At 51.1% G+C, this 16180-nt stretch carries 16 protein-coding genes; 12 read left to right on the forward strand and 4 right to left on the reverse strand.

All coding sequences use genetic code 11. The features are described 5' to 3' along the window. The 11 genes from D6851_RS14760 (at window position 1) to phoB (ending at window position 12038) form a co-directional block, all read left to right on the forward strand. Window positions 1-1437, forward strand: coding sequence for a bifunctional enoyl-CoA hydratase/phosphate acetyltransferase (locus D6851_RS14760; RefSeq protein WP_210210372.1), 1437 nt, complete (start codon window positions 1-3; stop codon window positions 1435-1437). After that, the gene (locus D6851_RS14765; RefSeq protein WP_120325668.1) at window positions 1434-2627 is read left to right on the forward strand and encodes an acetate/propionate family kinase; all 1194 of its coding nucleotides are present in this window, start codon (window positions 1434-1436) and stop codon (window positions 2625-2627) included. The genes D6851_RS14760 and D6851_RS14765 overlap by 4 nt, the downstream gene beginning before the upstream one ends. Beyond that, window positions 2624-3397, forward strand: coding sequence for an enoyl-ACP reductase FabI (gene fabI / locus D6851_RS14770; protein WP_120325669.1), 774 nt, complete (start codon window positions 2624-2626; stop codon window positions 3395-3397). Before D6851_RS14765 ends, fabI begins: the two co-directional genes overlap by 4 nt. Next, window positions 3394-4680: a phospholipase A gene (locus D6851_RS14775; protein WP_120325670.1), complete on the forward strand. Its 1287-nt coding sequence runs from the start codon at window positions 3394-3396 to the stop codon at window positions 4678-4680. Before fabI ends, D6851_RS14775 begins: the two co-directional genes overlap by 4 nt. A gap of 171 nt (window positions 4681-4851) precedes the next feature. Further along, window positions 4852-6051: a sensor histidine kinase gene (locus D6851_RS14780; RefSeq protein WP_120325671.1), complete on the forward strand. Its 1200-nt coding sequence runs from the start codon at window positions 4852-4854 to the stop codon at window positions 6049-6051. Between the two features lie 86 nt (window positions 6052-6137). Then, window positions 6138-7181, forward strand: coding sequence for a substrate-binding domain-containing protein (locus D6851_RS14785; RefSeq protein WP_120325672.1), 1044 nt, complete (start codon window positions 6138-6140; stop codon window positions 7179-7181). Window positions 7182-7198: 17 nt separating this feature from the next. Further along, window positions 7199-8584, forward strand: a complete 1386-nt coding sequence (gene pstC / locus D6851_RS14790) for a phosphate ABC transporter permease subunit PstC (RefSeq protein WP_183030118.1) — start codon at window positions 7199-7201, stop codon at window positions 8582-8584. A 4-nt stretch (window positions 8585-8588) separates the two neighbouring features. Next, on the forward strand, window positions 8589-9827 hold the full coding sequence (gene pstA, locus D6851_RS14795) for a phosphate ABC transporter permease PstA (RefSeq protein ID WP_120325674.1): 1239 nt from the start codon (window positions 8589-8591) through the stop codon (window positions 9825-9827). A 29-nt stretch (window positions 9828-9856) separates the two neighbouring features. Continuing rightward, the gene (gene pstB / locus D6851_RS14800) at window positions 9857-10603 is read left to right on the forward strand and encodes a phosphate ABC transporter ATP-binding protein PstB (RefSeq protein WP_238474130.1); all 747 of its coding nucleotides are present in this window, start codon (window positions 9857-9859) and stop codon (window positions 10601-10603) included. Beyond that, a complete protein-coding gene (gene phoU, locus D6851_RS14805; RefSeq protein WP_183030119.1) occupies window positions 10603-11271 on the forward strand; it encodes a phosphate signaling complex protein PhoU in 669 nt (222 codons plus the stop codon). The genes pstB and phoU overlap by 1 nt, the downstream gene beginning before the upstream one ends. 77 nt (window positions 11272-11348) lie before the next feature. Then, window positions 11349-12038 (forward strand): phosphate regulon transcriptional regulator PhoB, encoded by a 690-nt coding sequence (gene phoB / locus D6851_RS14810; RefSeq protein WP_120325676.1) that lies wholly within the window; start codon window positions 11349-11351, stop codon window positions 12036-12038. Between the two features lie 110 nt (window positions 12039-12148). On the opposite strand, the gene D6851_RS14815 is transcribed toward phoB, so the two are convergent. Next, window positions 12149-12868 (reverse strand): extensin-like domain-containing protein, encoded by a 720-nt coding sequence (locus D6851_RS14815; protein ID WP_120325677.1) that lies wholly within the window; start codon window positions 12866-12868, stop codon window positions 12149-12151. A gap of 81 nt (window positions 12869-12949) precedes the next feature. Continuing rightward, window positions 12950-13780 carry a S1/P1 nuclease gene (locus tag D6851_RS14820; RefSeq protein ID WP_120325678.1) on the reverse strand — a complete coding sequence of 277 codons (831 nt, stop codon included), beginning with the start codon at window positions 13778-13780 and terminating at the stop codon, window positions 12950-12952. 57 nt (window positions 13781-13837) lie between these two features. On the opposite strand from D6851_RS14820, the gene thiL reads away from it, so the two are divergent. Beyond that, window positions 13838-14719 carry a thiamine-phosphate kinase gene (gene thiL, locus D6851_RS14825; protein ID WP_120325679.1) on the forward strand — a complete coding sequence of 294 codons (882 nt, stop codon included), beginning with the start codon at window positions 13838-13840 and terminating at the stop codon, window positions 14717-14719. Between the two features lie 19 nt (window positions 14720-14738). Here the strand turns inward: thiL and D6851_RS14830 are convergent, their stop codons facing one another. Both D6851_RS14830 and D6851_RS14835 read right to left on the reverse strand, forming a co-directional pair. Continuing rightward, entirely contained in the window at window positions 14739-14933 is a 195-nt protein-coding gene (locus D6851_RS14830; protein ID WP_120325693.1) for a hypothetical protein, read from the reverse strand. A 28-nt stretch (window positions 14934-14961) separates the two neighbouring features. Beyond that, on the reverse strand, window positions 14962-15960 hold the full coding sequence (locus D6851_RS14835; RefSeq protein WP_120325680.1) for a fatty acid desaturase: 999 nt from the start codon (window positions 15958-15960) through the stop codon (window positions 14962-14964). Window positions 15961-16180 lie beyond the last annotated feature (220 nt).

Genomic DNA, 16180 nt, shown 5'->3' on the forward strand with positions numbered 1-16180 from the left:
ATGTCTGGCCGAACCGAACAGCCTGTCATGATTGAAAATCATACTTTTGATGAGTTGAAAGTGGGCGATATGGCCAGTGTCAGTCGAACACTTAACAACAATGATATCAAACTATTTGCAGCCGTATCCGGCGACGTAAATCCGGCGCATATGGACCCTGACTACGCCGCAGCAGACATGTTTCACCATATTATTGCCCATGGCATGTGGGGTGGTGGATTAATTTCTGCCGTTTTGGGTACCGAATTACCAGGACCAGGAGCAATCTATCTGGGCCAGTCTTTGCGTTTCACCCGTCCAGTAAGCCCCGGAGATACCATAACAGCCACCGTTACCGTCACTGAGAAAAGGCCCGAGCATCATATCGTAGTCTTGGCTTGTTCCTGCACCAATCAGAATGGCGAGGAAGTGATCTCAGGAGAAGCGACAATCAAGGCGCCAACAGAAAAAGTGCGCCGTAAACGGATTTCTCTTCCCGATATTCGCATTGCGACACATGATGGCTATCGCAAACTTATGGAGCTTACCGCCAAGGGAACTCCCGAGCTCACTGCAGTTGCTCATCCCTGCTCTGCCGGAACACTCCGTGCAGCGATCGAAGCCGCCGAAGCCAACCTTATCGAACCGATTCTTGTCGCGCCAGAAGCCAAAATCAGGTCTATTGCCGAACAAATTGGTGAGGATATCTCACAATTCCGTATCCTGCCCGCAGATCACAGTCATGATGCGGCCGCCAAAGCTGTGGCGCTGGTACAGTCTGGAGATGCCAGCCTGCTGATGAAAGGTTCGCTTCACACCGACGAACTTATGGGGGCGGTCGTCAGCTCTTCCGGTGGTCTACGGACTGAAAGACGGATCAGCCATGCGTATGTTATGGAAGTACCAGGCTATGCTGAACCACTGATCATTACAGATGCGGCGATAAACATCGCTCCGACACTATCTGAAAAAGCCGATATTATTCGCAACGCTATAGATCTGGCTCATGTGATCGGCATAGAAAACCCGAAAGTGGCTATTCTTTCAGCGGTTGAAACGGTTAATCCGGCCATTCCTTCCACGCTCGATGCAGCAGCTCTGTGTAAAATGGCTGATCGTGGACAGATCACAGGTGGTACGCTGGACGGCCCCTTGGCCTTTGACAACGCAATAAGTCCGCAAGCTGCTGCTGAAAAAGGCATTCAGTCTTCCGTTGCAGGACTTGCGCAAATTCTCGTCGTACCCAGCCTTGAGGCAGGCAATATGCTTGCCAAACAACTTACCTTTCTGGGCGGCGCCGATGCAGCCGGTATCGTGCTGGGTGCACGGGTACCGATTATTCTGACCAGCAGAGCAGACAGTCTGCGAACACGTCTCGCATCCTGTGCCATGGCAGTTTTAATGACTCGGGCAAATACAATGGCTGCTCCCGGGCCTAACAGAGCAGCTACGAAATGAAAGCAATCGTCAGCCTGAATTCCGGTTCGTCGAGCATTAAGTTCTCGCTTTTTGCAATACCTACTAGTGGTGAACCAAAGCTGTCAGCTGGTGGTAAGATTGAGAAAATCGGCATTGCTCCTCAGCTCAGAGCTATTGATATTGACGGGACTGTACTGATCGAAAAGGAATGGCGCGATGGCGCCACCCTCACCCATGCCGATCTACTACAATATTTGTTCACGTGGGCACGCGATCATCCACTTCAGGATCGTGAAATTATCGCTATCGGTCACCGTGTGGTCCATGGCGGAACGCAATTTGCTCGGCCGCGCATAGTCAATGAAGCTCTACTGAAAGAATTAGAAAAGCTCTGTCCGCTGGCTCCACTCCATCAACCTCATAACCTTGCTGCAATTAAGGCTATTGCAAAACTGGCGCCCAACCTCCCGCAGATTGCCTGTTTCGACACCGAATTCCACCACGACAAACCAGAGATTGCCAGTCGACTGGCTTTACCCCGTGCCATGCACGATCAAGGTATACGGCGTTACGGTTTTCATGGCCTGTCTTACGAATATATTGCTCGCCGTCTGCAACAGATTGATCCGGACGTTGCCAGTGGCAAAGTTATCGCTGCTCATCTCGGGAATGGCGCGAGCCTTTGCGCAATGCAGGATGGGAAGTCTATCGATACCACCATGGGTTTTACCGCGTTGGACGGCCTAATGATGGGCACGCGCTGTGGCAGCCTTGATCCTGGTGTAGTCATCCACTTCATCAAGGAGATGGGTATGGACATCGCTAGCATCGAAGATTTACTTTATCGACAATCTGGCCTGCTGGGCGTTTCTGGTATTTCCAGCGATATGCGAGTTCTTTCAGACAAGAGCTCACAAGAAGCATGCGAAGCTATTGATTTGTTTTGCTGGCGTGCGGCGCGAGAAGCGGGAGCACTGATATCCTCCCTCGGCGGGATAGATGGTTTTGTCTTCACCGCTGGAATTGGAGAAAATGCAAGTAACATCCGTGCGATGATTGGAGAACGGCTCCGTTGGGTGGGCATAGAAATCGATGCACAGGCCAATGCGGCTAACCAAACGATTATTTCTACAACAAGTAGCCCTGTCACGGTCATGATTATTCCTACCGATGAAGAGCATATGATTGCACTGCACACAGTCAACCTGTTGCGGGAGACAAGACAATGAAACCACTAGTCGATCTCACGGGAAAACGTGGTCTGATCGTCGGCATTGCCAATGAGCATTCGATTGCCGCTGGATGTTCCGAAGCCTTCAGGCAATGTGGTGCAAGACTTGCCGCGACATACCTTAATGAGAAAGCCAGACATTGGGTCATGCCTGTTGCCGAACGGCTTGATGTTGAATGGACCGCACCATGTGATGTGCGCGAGCCCGGCCAGCTAGAAGCCCTGTTCAAACGAGTCGAGCAAGAATGGGGAGGACTGGATTTTTTACTGCATTCTATCGCTTTTGCGCCCGAAAATGACCTTCATGCCCGGATCGTCGATTCATCTGCTGACGGATTCAGCATGGCAATGGACATTTCTTGCCACAGCTTCATTCGAATGGCCAAGTATGCCGAAAAACTAATGAATGACGGTGGTTGCCTACTTTGCCTTTCTTTCTTCGGTTCAGAAAGGGTGGTAGAAAATTACAATCTAATGGGCCCGGTAAAAGCAGCCCTAGAGAGTTCCACCCGCTATATTGCTGCTGAACTTGGGCCAAAAGGTATACGGGCACATGCAATTTCTCCCGGCCCAATCGCTACACGCGCGGCCAGCGGCATCGCTCGGTTTGACAAACTGCTCGAACAAGCGGCAGCGATTGTGCCCGAAGGGCAACTGGTCACGATAGAAGACGTGGGTGCTTTAGCAGCTTTTCTTGCCAGTGACGCAGCAAAGCGCATAACGGGCACGGTAATACCCGTAGATAGTGGACAACACTTACTAGCATGAAAAAATACTGTCTTCTTTCCGCTTTGCTTCTGAGCGCAGCGCCAGCCAGCGTCATGGCGCAAGCCCCGGTCGAAGCCGTGGTCAGTCGGGCAACGACAAATCCAACTGACCACAACGAAGAGAAAGGAGAAGTCACAGTGGAGCTGCGGTTTCTCAACAATAGCGACACACAACAGACCGTGGCTCTGCCTGATCGAGTGGAAGCTCATTTGGATCGTTCTGGAGTAGACCAATCGCAAACTCTGTGGCTTCAGCGTGACCCGATTTACGATTCATCCCTGATTATCCCTGCAGGTGGCTTCGCTGCTGCAAAGTATCATGCAAAGACTAAGGCGATTCCCGACTCCACTCTGATCTCAGTTCCTGCTTGGAGTGGTCAACAGGTCGTTTTGCTCAGGCGAGAGCGATCTACACTTGCTAATGCCGCGAAGGATGCGAAAGAGCCAATCGAAGCGGCCCAAGCGTATAGCGCGGAAGACGCAAATAATACTGATTTGGCTGTTGATGATTCACAATCGCCTCTTCCCGCTCCGCCGCCCACCGATCGCGCTGCTAGCAATGCTTTTATTGACAATCTGTCAGCCTATCAGCCGATCTATGCTGTTTACGGTCCCGGTACGAATACCGAAGCACGCCTGCAAATTAGTTTTAAATATCAGCTTTTTGGATCACACAATAAACGGCCAGACTTTTCTTCTTCATGGCGCGACGGCCTGCATTTCGCCTATACTCAGCGCATGTTCTGGGATGTGCGGGCAGACTCCTTTCCGTTTCGCAATATCGATTTTCAACCTGAACTAATCTATATTACACCATCTACCACTCTCGATAACGGTATGACGCTCGCAGCACAGGGCGGCTTACGTCATGAATCAAACGGTAAGGACGGGGATGATTCCCGTACATTGAATAGCCTTTATATCTCTCCGATGGCATCGATTCCGGTTGGCGATGAGACCGCCTTAACCATAATGCCTCGTCTCGCTTTTTACGTCGGCGGCCAAACCGGCAATGAAGATATTGAGCGTTATCGCGGCCATGCCAGCTTGCAAATGGATGTCGGCAAAGAAAACGGCCTTCGGCTCACAACCAATACACGCTTCAACTTCTCATCCGGTAAAGGTTCCTTTGCAGCGGATTTGTCCTATCCGCTTCCAAATCTGTGGAAGGGTGGCCCGGAAGTATACCTCTATGGCCAGTCCTTTTTCGGATATGGAGAAAATCTGCTGGACTATAACCGTAAGGTCAACCGTGTGAGAGTTGGTATTGCCTTCGTCCGATAGGCATTTGCAAACATGCAATATTGAAAGCAGCAAAATGAACCGGGTCAGTCTGCCTTGGCTTCTTTCTACAACGCTGCAACCGGGATTCTGCCCGTCATAATATTTACCAATTGTCATGCCTAACATCCGGGGGTGGCACACCTTTCCTACGCTAGCTAAGGCCTTAATGTAATGACTGACCGTTACACGATTCCCTGGCCTGGTATTCTACTCGCCCTCGGCACCGGAGTTGGCATGATCATTGCCGGCGGTGGCATTCTGCTTTCCATCATCGTCATTTTTGTATGGATCTGTTCGTTCTGGCTTTTGGCATCGCCTCCCGTGGCTGCCCCTCCCCCGTCTGACAGCATGCAACTCACCCGGACCGGAATGCGTGACCTGATTGAACATTCCGGCATGCCCTTGTTGCTGATGGATGTGAGCCGGATAATCATCGCCAACGCCGAAGCGCGTGAAGTGCTTGGCCGACACATTATCGGACAGGATGCTCGTGTTGCATTTCGCCATCCTGCTGCGGTGGACCTGCTTGCGCGCACGACCGGCGGTACTGTTACTATTCAAGGACTTACTGGGCCACGTAGCATCTGGCAAATGACACGCCAGCCGGTCGGCGGGCGATACTGGCTTGTCGAACTTATTAACCGTACCGCTGAAGCCGATATCAGCCGCGCTCATACCGACTTCGTGGCCAATGCCAGTCATGAATTACGCACACCGCTAGCTTCAATCATCGGCTATATCGAAACGTTGTCCGATGAAGGAGAAAAGGCAGATCCGAAAATGGTCGCCAAGTTTCACGGTACCGTTCTGCGGGAAGCACGCCGGCTGCAAACATTGGTTGACGACCTGATGTCATTAAGCCGCGTGGAAGCCGAAAAGCATGAAGCACCAAGCGAACGGCTCTATTTTGGGCCGCTTGTACAACAGGCTGCGCGTGACGGCGCTGGGCCGCAACGAATAGATAGGATCGACTATCACGCATCGCCAACGCCCTTACTTATTCGCGGAGACAGGCAACAGCTGGAGCAGCTCGTCCGTAATCTGGTGGACAATGCACTCAAATATGGCTCGCAAACAGACAATGTGACTGTGGACCTGTCGCTCGACGAGCGTAGAATGGCGTTACTTAAGGTGCAGGATCGCGGTGAAGGCATAGCACCAGAACATCTTCCACACCTGACTCGCCGTTTTTATCGTACGGATCCCGGACGTAGCAGAATGGCAGGAGGTACCGGACTAGGGCTTGCAATCGTCAAGCATATCGTGGAACGGCACCGCGGCCGGTTAGACATTCACAGTAAGCGCGGCGAAGGAACGACAGTAACAGTACGAATTCCCACCATTTCGGATGAAAGCGAGAGTTTGTCATGAACGTGTCACATATGTCGAACAACGGCCTCAAATAAGCTGCGGTCATATTCGCGTAACATCCCACTCATCACACAGGACACTTCCTGATGAAAAAAACAAATCTTCTCGCACTTCCTTTGCTTGTCGGCAGCCTCGCTCTTTCTGGCTGCGGTGGCAGTGGTGGCGGCACACGCGATTCGATCCGCGCGGTGGGATCGTCTACCGTCTATCCGTTTGCAAAATCGGTCTCCGAGAGTTTCGCTCGTTCCAATCCGGATTTTTCTTCTCCGATCATCGAATCAACCGGCACCGGCGGCGGTATGCAACTTTTCTGTGCCGGCATCGGTGCAGACACGCCCGATATCGCCAATGCTTCCCGTCGGATGAAAAAGAGTGAATTTGAAACCTGCCAAGCCAATGGTGTGAAAGACATCACAGAGATTCAGGTTGGACTCGATGGTATTGCTTTCGCGTCCTCCAAAAGCGGTATCACGATGAATCTGACACCGGAAATTCTCTATAAAGCGCTGGCGGCCAATCCTTATGGTGAAAAACAGACCGCAAAAACATGGGCCGATGTTGATAAGTCTCTGCCAGACGAACCAATTCTCGTTTACGGCCCACCTTCTACATCTGGCACGCGCGATGCCCTGAAGGAACTCGTACTGGAGGTCGGCTGCGAGGCCAACCCGGATATGGAAGCGCTCAAAGAAAGCGATAAGGACAGATTTACACAGACTTGCACTGAAGTGCGGTCCGATGGCGCCTATGTCGATCAAGGAGAGCAGGATAATTTGATCGTCCAGAAAATCGAGAGCAATCCGAATGCCGTAGGCATCTTCGGCTTTTCCTATCTTGAGGAAAATGCCGACAAGGTTCAGGGCCTCACTATGAACGGTGTGGAACCGACATACACCAACATTTCCAGCTTCAAATATCCTGGTGCCCGCCCTCTCTATATATATGTGAAAGACGCTCATCTGGACGCCATTCCCGGACTGAGGCAGTTTGTTGCCACCTGGGCTGACGAGTGGAGCAAAGATGGTGCATTGGCCAAGATTGGCCTTGTTGCCAGCCCGGCTGACGTCATGGCTAAAAACGCTGAGAAAACTACAGATTTCCCGGCACTTTCCACCAGCGATTTCCAATAATTCAAGAGTAATATTTGATGTCGCCAGCCATTCTGCTTCTCCTGGCCCTGCTGCTTGGTCTTGCCGGGTGGCTGGCCGCTCGGGCACGCGCCTGGAGCTTCAAGCGTGCAGCCCCAAAAAACCGGCTGGCGGCATTACCATCCTATTATGGATGGTATGTTGCCTTATGGGTGATAGTGCCGGTCCTGATTTTTATTGCTTTATGGAGCGCAGTCGAACCCCAGCTCGTTCAACAATCAGTGCTGGCCAGTCCGGCAGCAGCCAATCTTCCCGAATTTGGTATGCAGCGTCAAACAATGCTTGCCGAGGCTCGTGCGGTAGCGACTGGAGCAGCAAAAGGCGTTTTCAATCCCGATAGCCGTGTTTTGATCGAGCCTTTTGAAAAAGCCTTATTCCGTTACAACATTGTTGGCGTTGTTTCGACTTTATTGATTGGTTTCGCTGGTGGCGCATGGTCATTTTTACGTTTAAAACCTGATTTTCGTGCGCGAACCAAAGTAGAACGAATTGTAATGGGCATTCTTTTACTTGCTTCGCTCGTTGCCATTCTTACTACACTGGGCATTTTCGTCAGCCTGGTCTTCGAAACCATCCGTTTCTTTGGAATGATAAGCCCCATCGATTTCCTATTTGGTACTCATTGGGGGCCGGACCCGATGGGCAATCCAGCCAATCCTGATCCAACCCGCTATGGTGCAATTCCTCTATTCTGGGGAACCATTTATATTGGTGCGATTATCGCCATGGTGGTAGCCATTCCTCTCGGCCTGATGAGCGCGATTTATCTCACTCAATATGCTAATCCGCGCTGGCGCAAATGGTTGAAACCAGCCCTCGAAATTCTCGCGGGCGTGCCCACCGTAGTCTACGGTTATTTTGCAGCTCTGACTGTCGCGCCTTTTGTTCGTGACGTTGCTCTGTCCATCGGTATTTCCAATGCCTCAAGCGAAAGTGCATTGGCTGCAGGCCTCGTTATGGGGGTAATGATCATCCCGTTCGTATCGTCTATGGCTGACGATTCCATCGCAGCTGTGCCTAACGCTATGCGTGACGGTTCCTTGGCCATGGGAGCAACACAATCGGAAACCATCCGCAAGGTGCTCGTCCCCGCTGCTCTACCCGGCATTGTTGCCGGAGTCATGCTGGCGATAAGCCGCGCTATTGGTGAAACCATGATCGTAGTGATGGCAGCCGGGGCTGCCGCCAATCTTTCAGCCAATCCACTAGAAGCTATGACCACTGTCACTTTCCAGATCGTCGCCATGCTAACAGGCGAAGGCAGTTTCGATCATCCCGCGACACTCAGCGCATTTGCCCTTGGTTTCGTCCTATTTCTGGTAACACTCGCCCTCAATTTTATCGCGTTGCGCGTCGTCAAACGGTTCCGTGAAGCTTATGAATGACCATATGGCCCCTACCCGCACGGCGGCTTTCGAAAAACGACTAAAAAAGCGTTACGCAGCGGAAAAGCGCTTCCGGTTTGCCGGGCTAGGCGCAATTATATTTTCGCTTGTCGTACTCGCTTTCCTGCTCATTACCATGACGTTAAACGGAATTGGCGGTTTCAGCCGAGTGGAAATGAGCGTGCCTATCGATTTCCGCGAAGCTGGTCTATCGCTCGATTCTACGCAGACCAACCATTCCGAAACATTGCAAAACCTTCAGAGGCAAGGTTTACCAGAAGTGGTAGATTTTTATGCAGAGCAGGCCTTGGGAGAAGATGGCGCCGCCGAACTAAGTGGCGACGCTTGGCGTATAGTGGCCGACAGCATCATCGCTAGCCCTTCTTTGCTTGACCGGACTGTGACTTTCAGCTTGCCGGCGAATAAAGACATGGCAAACGCCTATCGCGGTGAAGGACAAGCCGATCTGCAACCTTTGGTCTCACGCCTGAAAGACCAGGATGTGATCGATAGCAAGTTCGATCCGGGGTTTCTTACTCGCTCAGACGCCACCGATCCGCAACTTGTCGGCATATGGGGAGCTCTTAAGGGTTCGATCCTCACCATGCTCATTACACTGGCATTGGCTTTCCCAGTTGGTGTGCTCGCTGCACTCTATCTTGAAGAGTATGCTCCTAAAAATCGCTGGACCGACCTTATCGAAGTATCGATCAACAATCTGGCGGCAGTGCCCTCAATCATTTTTGGTTTGCTAGGTTTAGCCGTATTTCTCGGCTTGTTTCCCAACCTGCGATCAGCACCATTAATCGGCGGTATGACATTGGCCTTGATGACCATGCCGGTTATCGTAATTTCTGGCCGTAATGCGATCAAAGCCGTGCCGCCATCGATACGGGATGGCGCTCTGGCGGTTGGCGCATCACCTGTTCAGGTAGTGTTTCATCACGTGCTGCCGCTGGCATTACCTGGTATTTTAACTGGCACAATCATCGGTATGGCGCGTGCTCTTGGTGAAACCGCGCCTCTTTTAATGATCGGCATGCGAGCATTTGTGGCCACGCCACCCGATGGTTTCACTTCACCTTCTTCTGTATTGCCTGTGCAGATTTTTCTGTGGTCCGATGAAATTGATCGCGGATTCGTTGAACGCACATCTGCGGCAATCATCGTACTTCTAATCTTCCTGCTGTGTATGAATGGTCTTGCCATCTACCTGCGTAACCGTTTCGAGAAAAAGTGGTGACTGAAATTTCCGAAAACTCCCCCGCCAAGATGCGCGCTCGTGACGTTTCGGTCTATTATGGTTCTAAACGAGCGATCGATTCAGTCTCAATTGATATTGAAACCGATTATGTCACATCTTTCATAGGCCCATCTGGCTGCGGGAAATCAACGTTTCTACGCACATTGAACCGTATGAATGATACGATCCCTTCTGCTCGGGTAGAAGGTGCAATCGAACTCGATGGAGAAGATATTTATCGTTCTGGAATGGATGTAGTCCAGCTGCGCGCGCGCGTTGGTATGGTCTTTCAACGCCCCAACCCATTCCCAAAATCGATCTATGAAAATATCGCCTATGGCCCGAAGATTCACGGCCTCGCCGATGGCAAAGATCACCTTGACCAGATTGTAGAGAAGAGTCTCCGTCGCGCTGGCTTATGGGACGAGGTTAAAGACCGACTGTCAGATTCGGGCACCGCATTGTCCGGTGGCCAGCAACAGCGGCTATGCATTGCCCGGGCTATTGCTGTAGAGCCCGAAGTAATCCTGATGGATGAGCCCTGCTCTGCGCTCGACCCGATTGCTACCGCCAAAATCGAGGAATTGATCGACGAATTGCGCGGTCGATACGCTATTGTTATCGTCACGCACTCGATGCAGCAAGCAGCGCGTGTCTCGCAGCGGACCGCCTTTTTCCATCTTGGTAATCTGGTGGAATACGGCGAAACTTCGGAGATTTTCACTAATCCGCGCGAAGAGCGTACAAAGGATTATATTACGGGCAGGTACGGTTGATGACAGAACATACGGTCAAGGCGTTTGACGAGGACATCACCCGCTTGCGCGGGCTGATCGCCGAAATGGGCGGCCTTGCTGAAGTGGCCATTCAGGAATCGCTTCACGCGCTCGTTAATGGCGATGCAGACCTTGCCCGCCAGGTTGTAGAACGAGACAGGAAGCTCGATACGCTGGAAAGCGAGGTCGACAAGTTAGCTGTGCGGGTACTCGCCCTACGAGCACCACTGGCAGACGATCTACGCGAAATCATTGCTGCACTCAAAATTGCCGGCGTGGTTGAGCGTATTGGCGATTATGCGAAGAATATTGCTCGCCGTGTAGGCGATGTGGAGGATCGCAAGCGATTTGATCCGCTCACCCTGCTGCCCGTGATGGGCGAAGTTGCAGCGGAAATGGTGCATGATGTGCTGACAGCCTATGCTGCGCGTGATCCCGTACTCGCTCGTGAAGTGATTCAGCGCGATGAGCGGGTCGATACATTCTATGATAGCATATTCCGTAATCTGGTAAGTTATATGGTCGAAAATCCGGCCACCATTTCGAGCGCTGCACAACTGCTATTTGTTGCCCGTAATATCGAGCGTATTGGCGATCATGCAACGAATGTAGCGGAAATGGTTCATTACGCTGCTACAGGTGAGTACCCTCCTGATGAATTGCGCTGATCTTATCGTGCACGACAGTTTTGTCGCATTCTGGTAACATTTACGTGGTTGAGGACACATCAAGAAGGGGAAATAATGTGTCCGCACCCAAATTGCTGCTTGTAGAAGACGATCAGGCTCTGGCTGAGCTACTTGAATATCGCTTTGATAGTGACGGCTATTCCGTTCGGGTCACTGCAGATGGTGACGAAGCGCTTGTCATGGCTGCCGAGGAAACTCCTGATTTGGTTATTCTCGACTGGATGGTCGAAGGCACCAGCGGTATCGAAGTTTGCCGCCGCCTGCGTCGCGACAAGGCAACAGCAGCAGTTCCGATTATCATGCTGACTGCACGTGAAGCGGAAGATGATAGAGTGCGCGGGCTTGAAACCGGCGCGGATGATTATGTTACGAAACCATTTTCTCCACGTGAATTACTTGCGCGTGTTGCGGCCGTCCTCCGACGTGTACGGCCAGCTCTAGCGGGAGAAAGCCTTGAAGTCGGAGATATAAGGCTTGATCCTGTAGCCCATCGTGTGGAACGGCGCGGCCAGCAATTGCAGGTCGGTCCAACAGAGTATAGGCTACTCAAATTCTTCATGGAGCACCCTCGTAGAGTATTCTCGCGTGGCCAGCTGCTTGATGCGGTCTGGGGTACAGGTAGCGAAATCGAGGAACGCACGGTTGATGTTCACATCCGTCGCCTGCGTAAAGCTATTGCAATTGAAAACACTTCCGATCCTATCCGCACCGTCCGTTCGGCCGGCTATGCTATGGAACCAGTGTAAAAGCTTAACAGCGTATGCGAGGAGCAATCCTCTCCTTGCATACGTCAAAAAATGATCCGAAAGCTTTTTCAAATCCATAGAAAATATGGATTTTCTCTGGCTGCTTCAGTCTATCGACACACCGTCCAAATACGGCTCTGCTGATCAAAATGGAAATGATCGGTATGAGCTGCGTTATAATCAGGTGAGAGAACTGTACTGAATATTCCGCACGCATCATTGCGTATATGCCTCAGGAAAGATGCTTCTTCGCCTCCACCGCCCCAGTCTTTTAACAAGCTTATCCGCCTGCCATCTTTTAAAAGAAATGCAGCTATATCAATTGCATTTCCGGTTGAGTGCTGACTCCATGCTCCATCATCTCGACCGTTTATACGACGACAATTATATGTTCCGAGATGCTCGATCTTTGCAATTTCAGAACCAAACGTCCGCCTCGCTGCCGGATTTACTGATTGCCTCAACCACATAATTATTCCCGCAGCAACAGAGCAACTTGACTGTGGTGAAGCCGGGGAAAGCGATGTATTGGTCAGACTTATCCGATCTTCTCGTCTACAAGCTCCTTCACCGGCAGGAGCATAACTGACAAAAGCAACATCGCTTTGCTGGAGAGTTTTGCGACAACGTTGGGCGTCAGAATGCAAATCAGCCAATTTTCGTCGCGTCGCCCACCCCGGTGCATCACCTAAGTCAAGCGATGCCCAGGGATTGTGTTCAGGGTGATCTTTCAGCCATAACCACCCTGCCAAGACTAATCCAACCACAACAAGCAATCCAGCAATGACAGAATCAAGTTTCGAATCTTTCAGGAATGCCGCTAAACTCAATTGCTATTCCACGCTGCATAAATTCAGTGTTAAAAAGGGATAAGAAGCTATGCCGAATATTAATCTGATAGCATCGGATTTTCAATCATGGGCAAAAGTCCATTCTAAATACGCTGCAGTCCGCACAGCAGATTGCGCAAGACGACGCTCCATTTGTGGAGTTGCGCGATAGGCATAATCCCAAGACAGAATTACTGGAGATTCTTCAGTTCCTGTACCTTGTTCTTCACTGGTTACTGGATAAATTTTACCGCGCAGCTCTGCGCTTTCATCAATCCAGTCAAGCGGGTTATGACCCCACCAAGCTATCATTTCGTCTGGACTCGTGTCGTGATCCAGGCGATCGGCATATTCCGTGAAACTAAGCTGTTGATGCAATATAAGTCCTTCATCCCATACCCAATGGAGATTTTGTAGTTCACCAAACCACAGGACTTTAAAATCATTTCCACCTCGATCAGTACCGTTCCCGACATGCAAAGGCATGTGCAGGTCGGCAACAATATGCACGACGAAAGCCAGAGCGAGTTTTTTTTGATCTATGTCGGCCGAAGAGTCGCGTAAAACCTGTGTGTAAAGCTCCAGAGCGGTTACCGCGTCACCTTGAGGCGGATGATCAAGCTGACTTGCATCTCGTCCCTCAGGCAAGGTCACATAATGGTAAGGCGGCGAAGTCTTTTGCCAGAAAGAATTGGAGTCAGAGCGCATTTCGTCTGGAAGAGTGGCCAGTTCAACCAATGTTTCACCACGCAGAATTTTCTCGATTTCCGCACTGGTACGCCCATCCAGCTTGCGTTGGGCGATTTCGGCGCTTACGCGGTGACCGATCGGTCCCCAGGCATAGGCAGGTGCTGCACCAGCCAGTATCGTAGCGAGGCCAAGGCCCGCGAGAATGGGAGAAAAGCGTATCATGGGTATTCCTGTGATCCGAAAGATGACTATCCTTTCCTCTAGTCCAATGGCACGATGATGAAAGGGGAAGCTGATTTCATCGCTGCACTTCGGGCGATTGCGCATCATCCCGCAGCAAGAATGCTGAATGACGATGCTGCGGTCCTTGCTATAGGATCGGAAACACTCATTCTGACACACGACATGATAGTCGAGGGGGTTCATTACCTCCCCGATCAGGACCCTGCTGATATTGCCTGGAAACTTGTCGCCACCAATCTCAGCGATCTGGCCGCCAAGGGCGCAAAGCCCGTGGGTGTCCTGCTCGGTTATATGCTCGGGGAAAACGATACACGCTTTCTGAAAGGCTTGAGAGATATTCTAAATACTTATGATGTGCCCTTGCTCGGCGGAGATACAGTATCATCCGGCGGAGCTTCACGCACACTCGGTCTCACAGCCATCGGGACAGCCACGTCCACTACCGTGCCTTCACGCACTGCCGCAATGCCTGGCCATGGTCTGTATGTTACAGGCAGGCTTGGAGCCGCTATGATGGGATTTGAAGCTTTACGAAATCATATCCCAAATATCGACAATACCGTCTATCGTCGTCCCATTCCCCGCCTTACAGAAGGACAGGCACTAGCACCGCTGGTCAGTTCAATGATGGATATTTCTGACGGGCTTTTGTTGGATAGCTGGCGCCTCGCTACAGCAAGCAATGTCACTCTGGCCATAAAAAGCCAATGCGTACCAATCGCTGCCCCTGAGGAACGGCGATATGATGCTTTGAGCTGGGGGGATGATTACGAGTTATTGTTTACTGCAGCATCAGATACCTCCCTTCCCGTTCCCGCAACACGCATCGGAGAGGTGAAGGAAAGAAACGGCGCCCCTCTACTGCTTGATTCCAATCCGATTAGCGATCCGGCTGGTCTCGGCTATACCCATAACTGAAACGCTATAATGCTCTCAGCTATAACCATCGCCCGCGTATTACTGTCTGCAATCCCCATGGCGCTCCGATCAGAAGCCCCACAACAATCGGACTAAGACCGAAAGGTGGTGTGACATCGCAAGCACTTATTATTTGCGCAATTAGCGGTGCGATAAAGCCGATACCAAACAGAAATGGCATCCAGCGGAACAAGGTTTGAATGGCAGCTTCCATACTCATACCTCCTTGCCGAGCCCGCCGATCACAAGGCCGACGTATCAACGCCGCGCTTTTCAAGAATAGGCTTCAGCGCGAAATAGGCTTCTTTTGTCCGGTGATTGGGAATACCCGGGTAAAGATGATGAATAAGATGTGTCTCCATACACATTGACATCACGTGGCCGAGACGGCTCTTAAAAATCCGTGTAGTCTCATAGCGCCCTGTTTTGCCCTCACGTGGATGGTGTGGAGCCCAGCTAAGATAGAAACGGATATAGGACAGTCCGATATGGCGAGGCAGCCACCAGATCAGAGCAGCCTCAATAGCATATCCACTCCATGCCATACCGAACAGAACAGCCATAAAAAGAAGCTGCAATTTAAGCGTATCCTTCAGAGCCTTATCTGCTCGCTTTGTCCCCATATCAGCAAGAATTCGCTTATAGTGATGAATTGAGCCATCAACACCGGGCTGGCGATTATACCAGGTCTTATACCAAGCGGCCCAAATGTTAGGGGCTTCATCTGTATAATCAGGATCTTTTACCGGGTCGTTGCAATGGTAATGATGTTCCAGATGCATCAGACGCGCCATTGAAAAAGGGAAAACTATGGGAATAGTCGATACCTTACCGACCCATTCATTGACCCATCTGTTTCTATTTCCTGGACGCGCAATGTTATCATGCATCGCTTCGTGACTGGTAACGTACCCGCCAGTTGCAAAAATACAGGACAAAACAAAGGCCAAAGGCAGGTTCAACCACCCCATAATAGCAAGCGGAAAGAAAGACAGCCATATGGCAAAGCAGCCCCATGCGGCCACCACATAAGGCCACATAGGACCGCCATGAAAGCGGCGCGCTATTTCCATTTCCTCCTTGCGAAGATTACGCTCGGCATGGTGGCCTTGCAACTCATCCGCCTCCGGCGAACCAACAGATTCGTCACTCTCCCTTATGAAGGCGGTATCGACAAAAGTCTCGTTTCCCTCTCTCCAAATGACCTGCTCTTTAGATTGATCGAACGACCTGTCTGTCATTCAAACCCCCTACACATCAAAATAAGGACCCTAATAAGGCAGGCCACAAAACATTGTTAATAGTTTATATACCATAATTTAATTTGATGAGACAAGCTAGGCTCAGGACCTATTAAATTGCTTGCGTGGGGTATGATTGGTTGATTCAATGGTAGTGTCGAGGAGGCGCTGCCGATGGATGTACCGTTTTTGTTGAGCCGTGCGCAGATGCGCCGGATTG

The organism is Altericroceibacterium spongiae (genome assembly GCF_003610805.1).
GTDB classification, from domain to species: domain Bacteria; phylum Pseudomonadota; class Alphaproteobacteria; order Sphingomonadales; family Sphingomonadaceae; genus Altericroceibacterium; species Altericroceibacterium spongiae.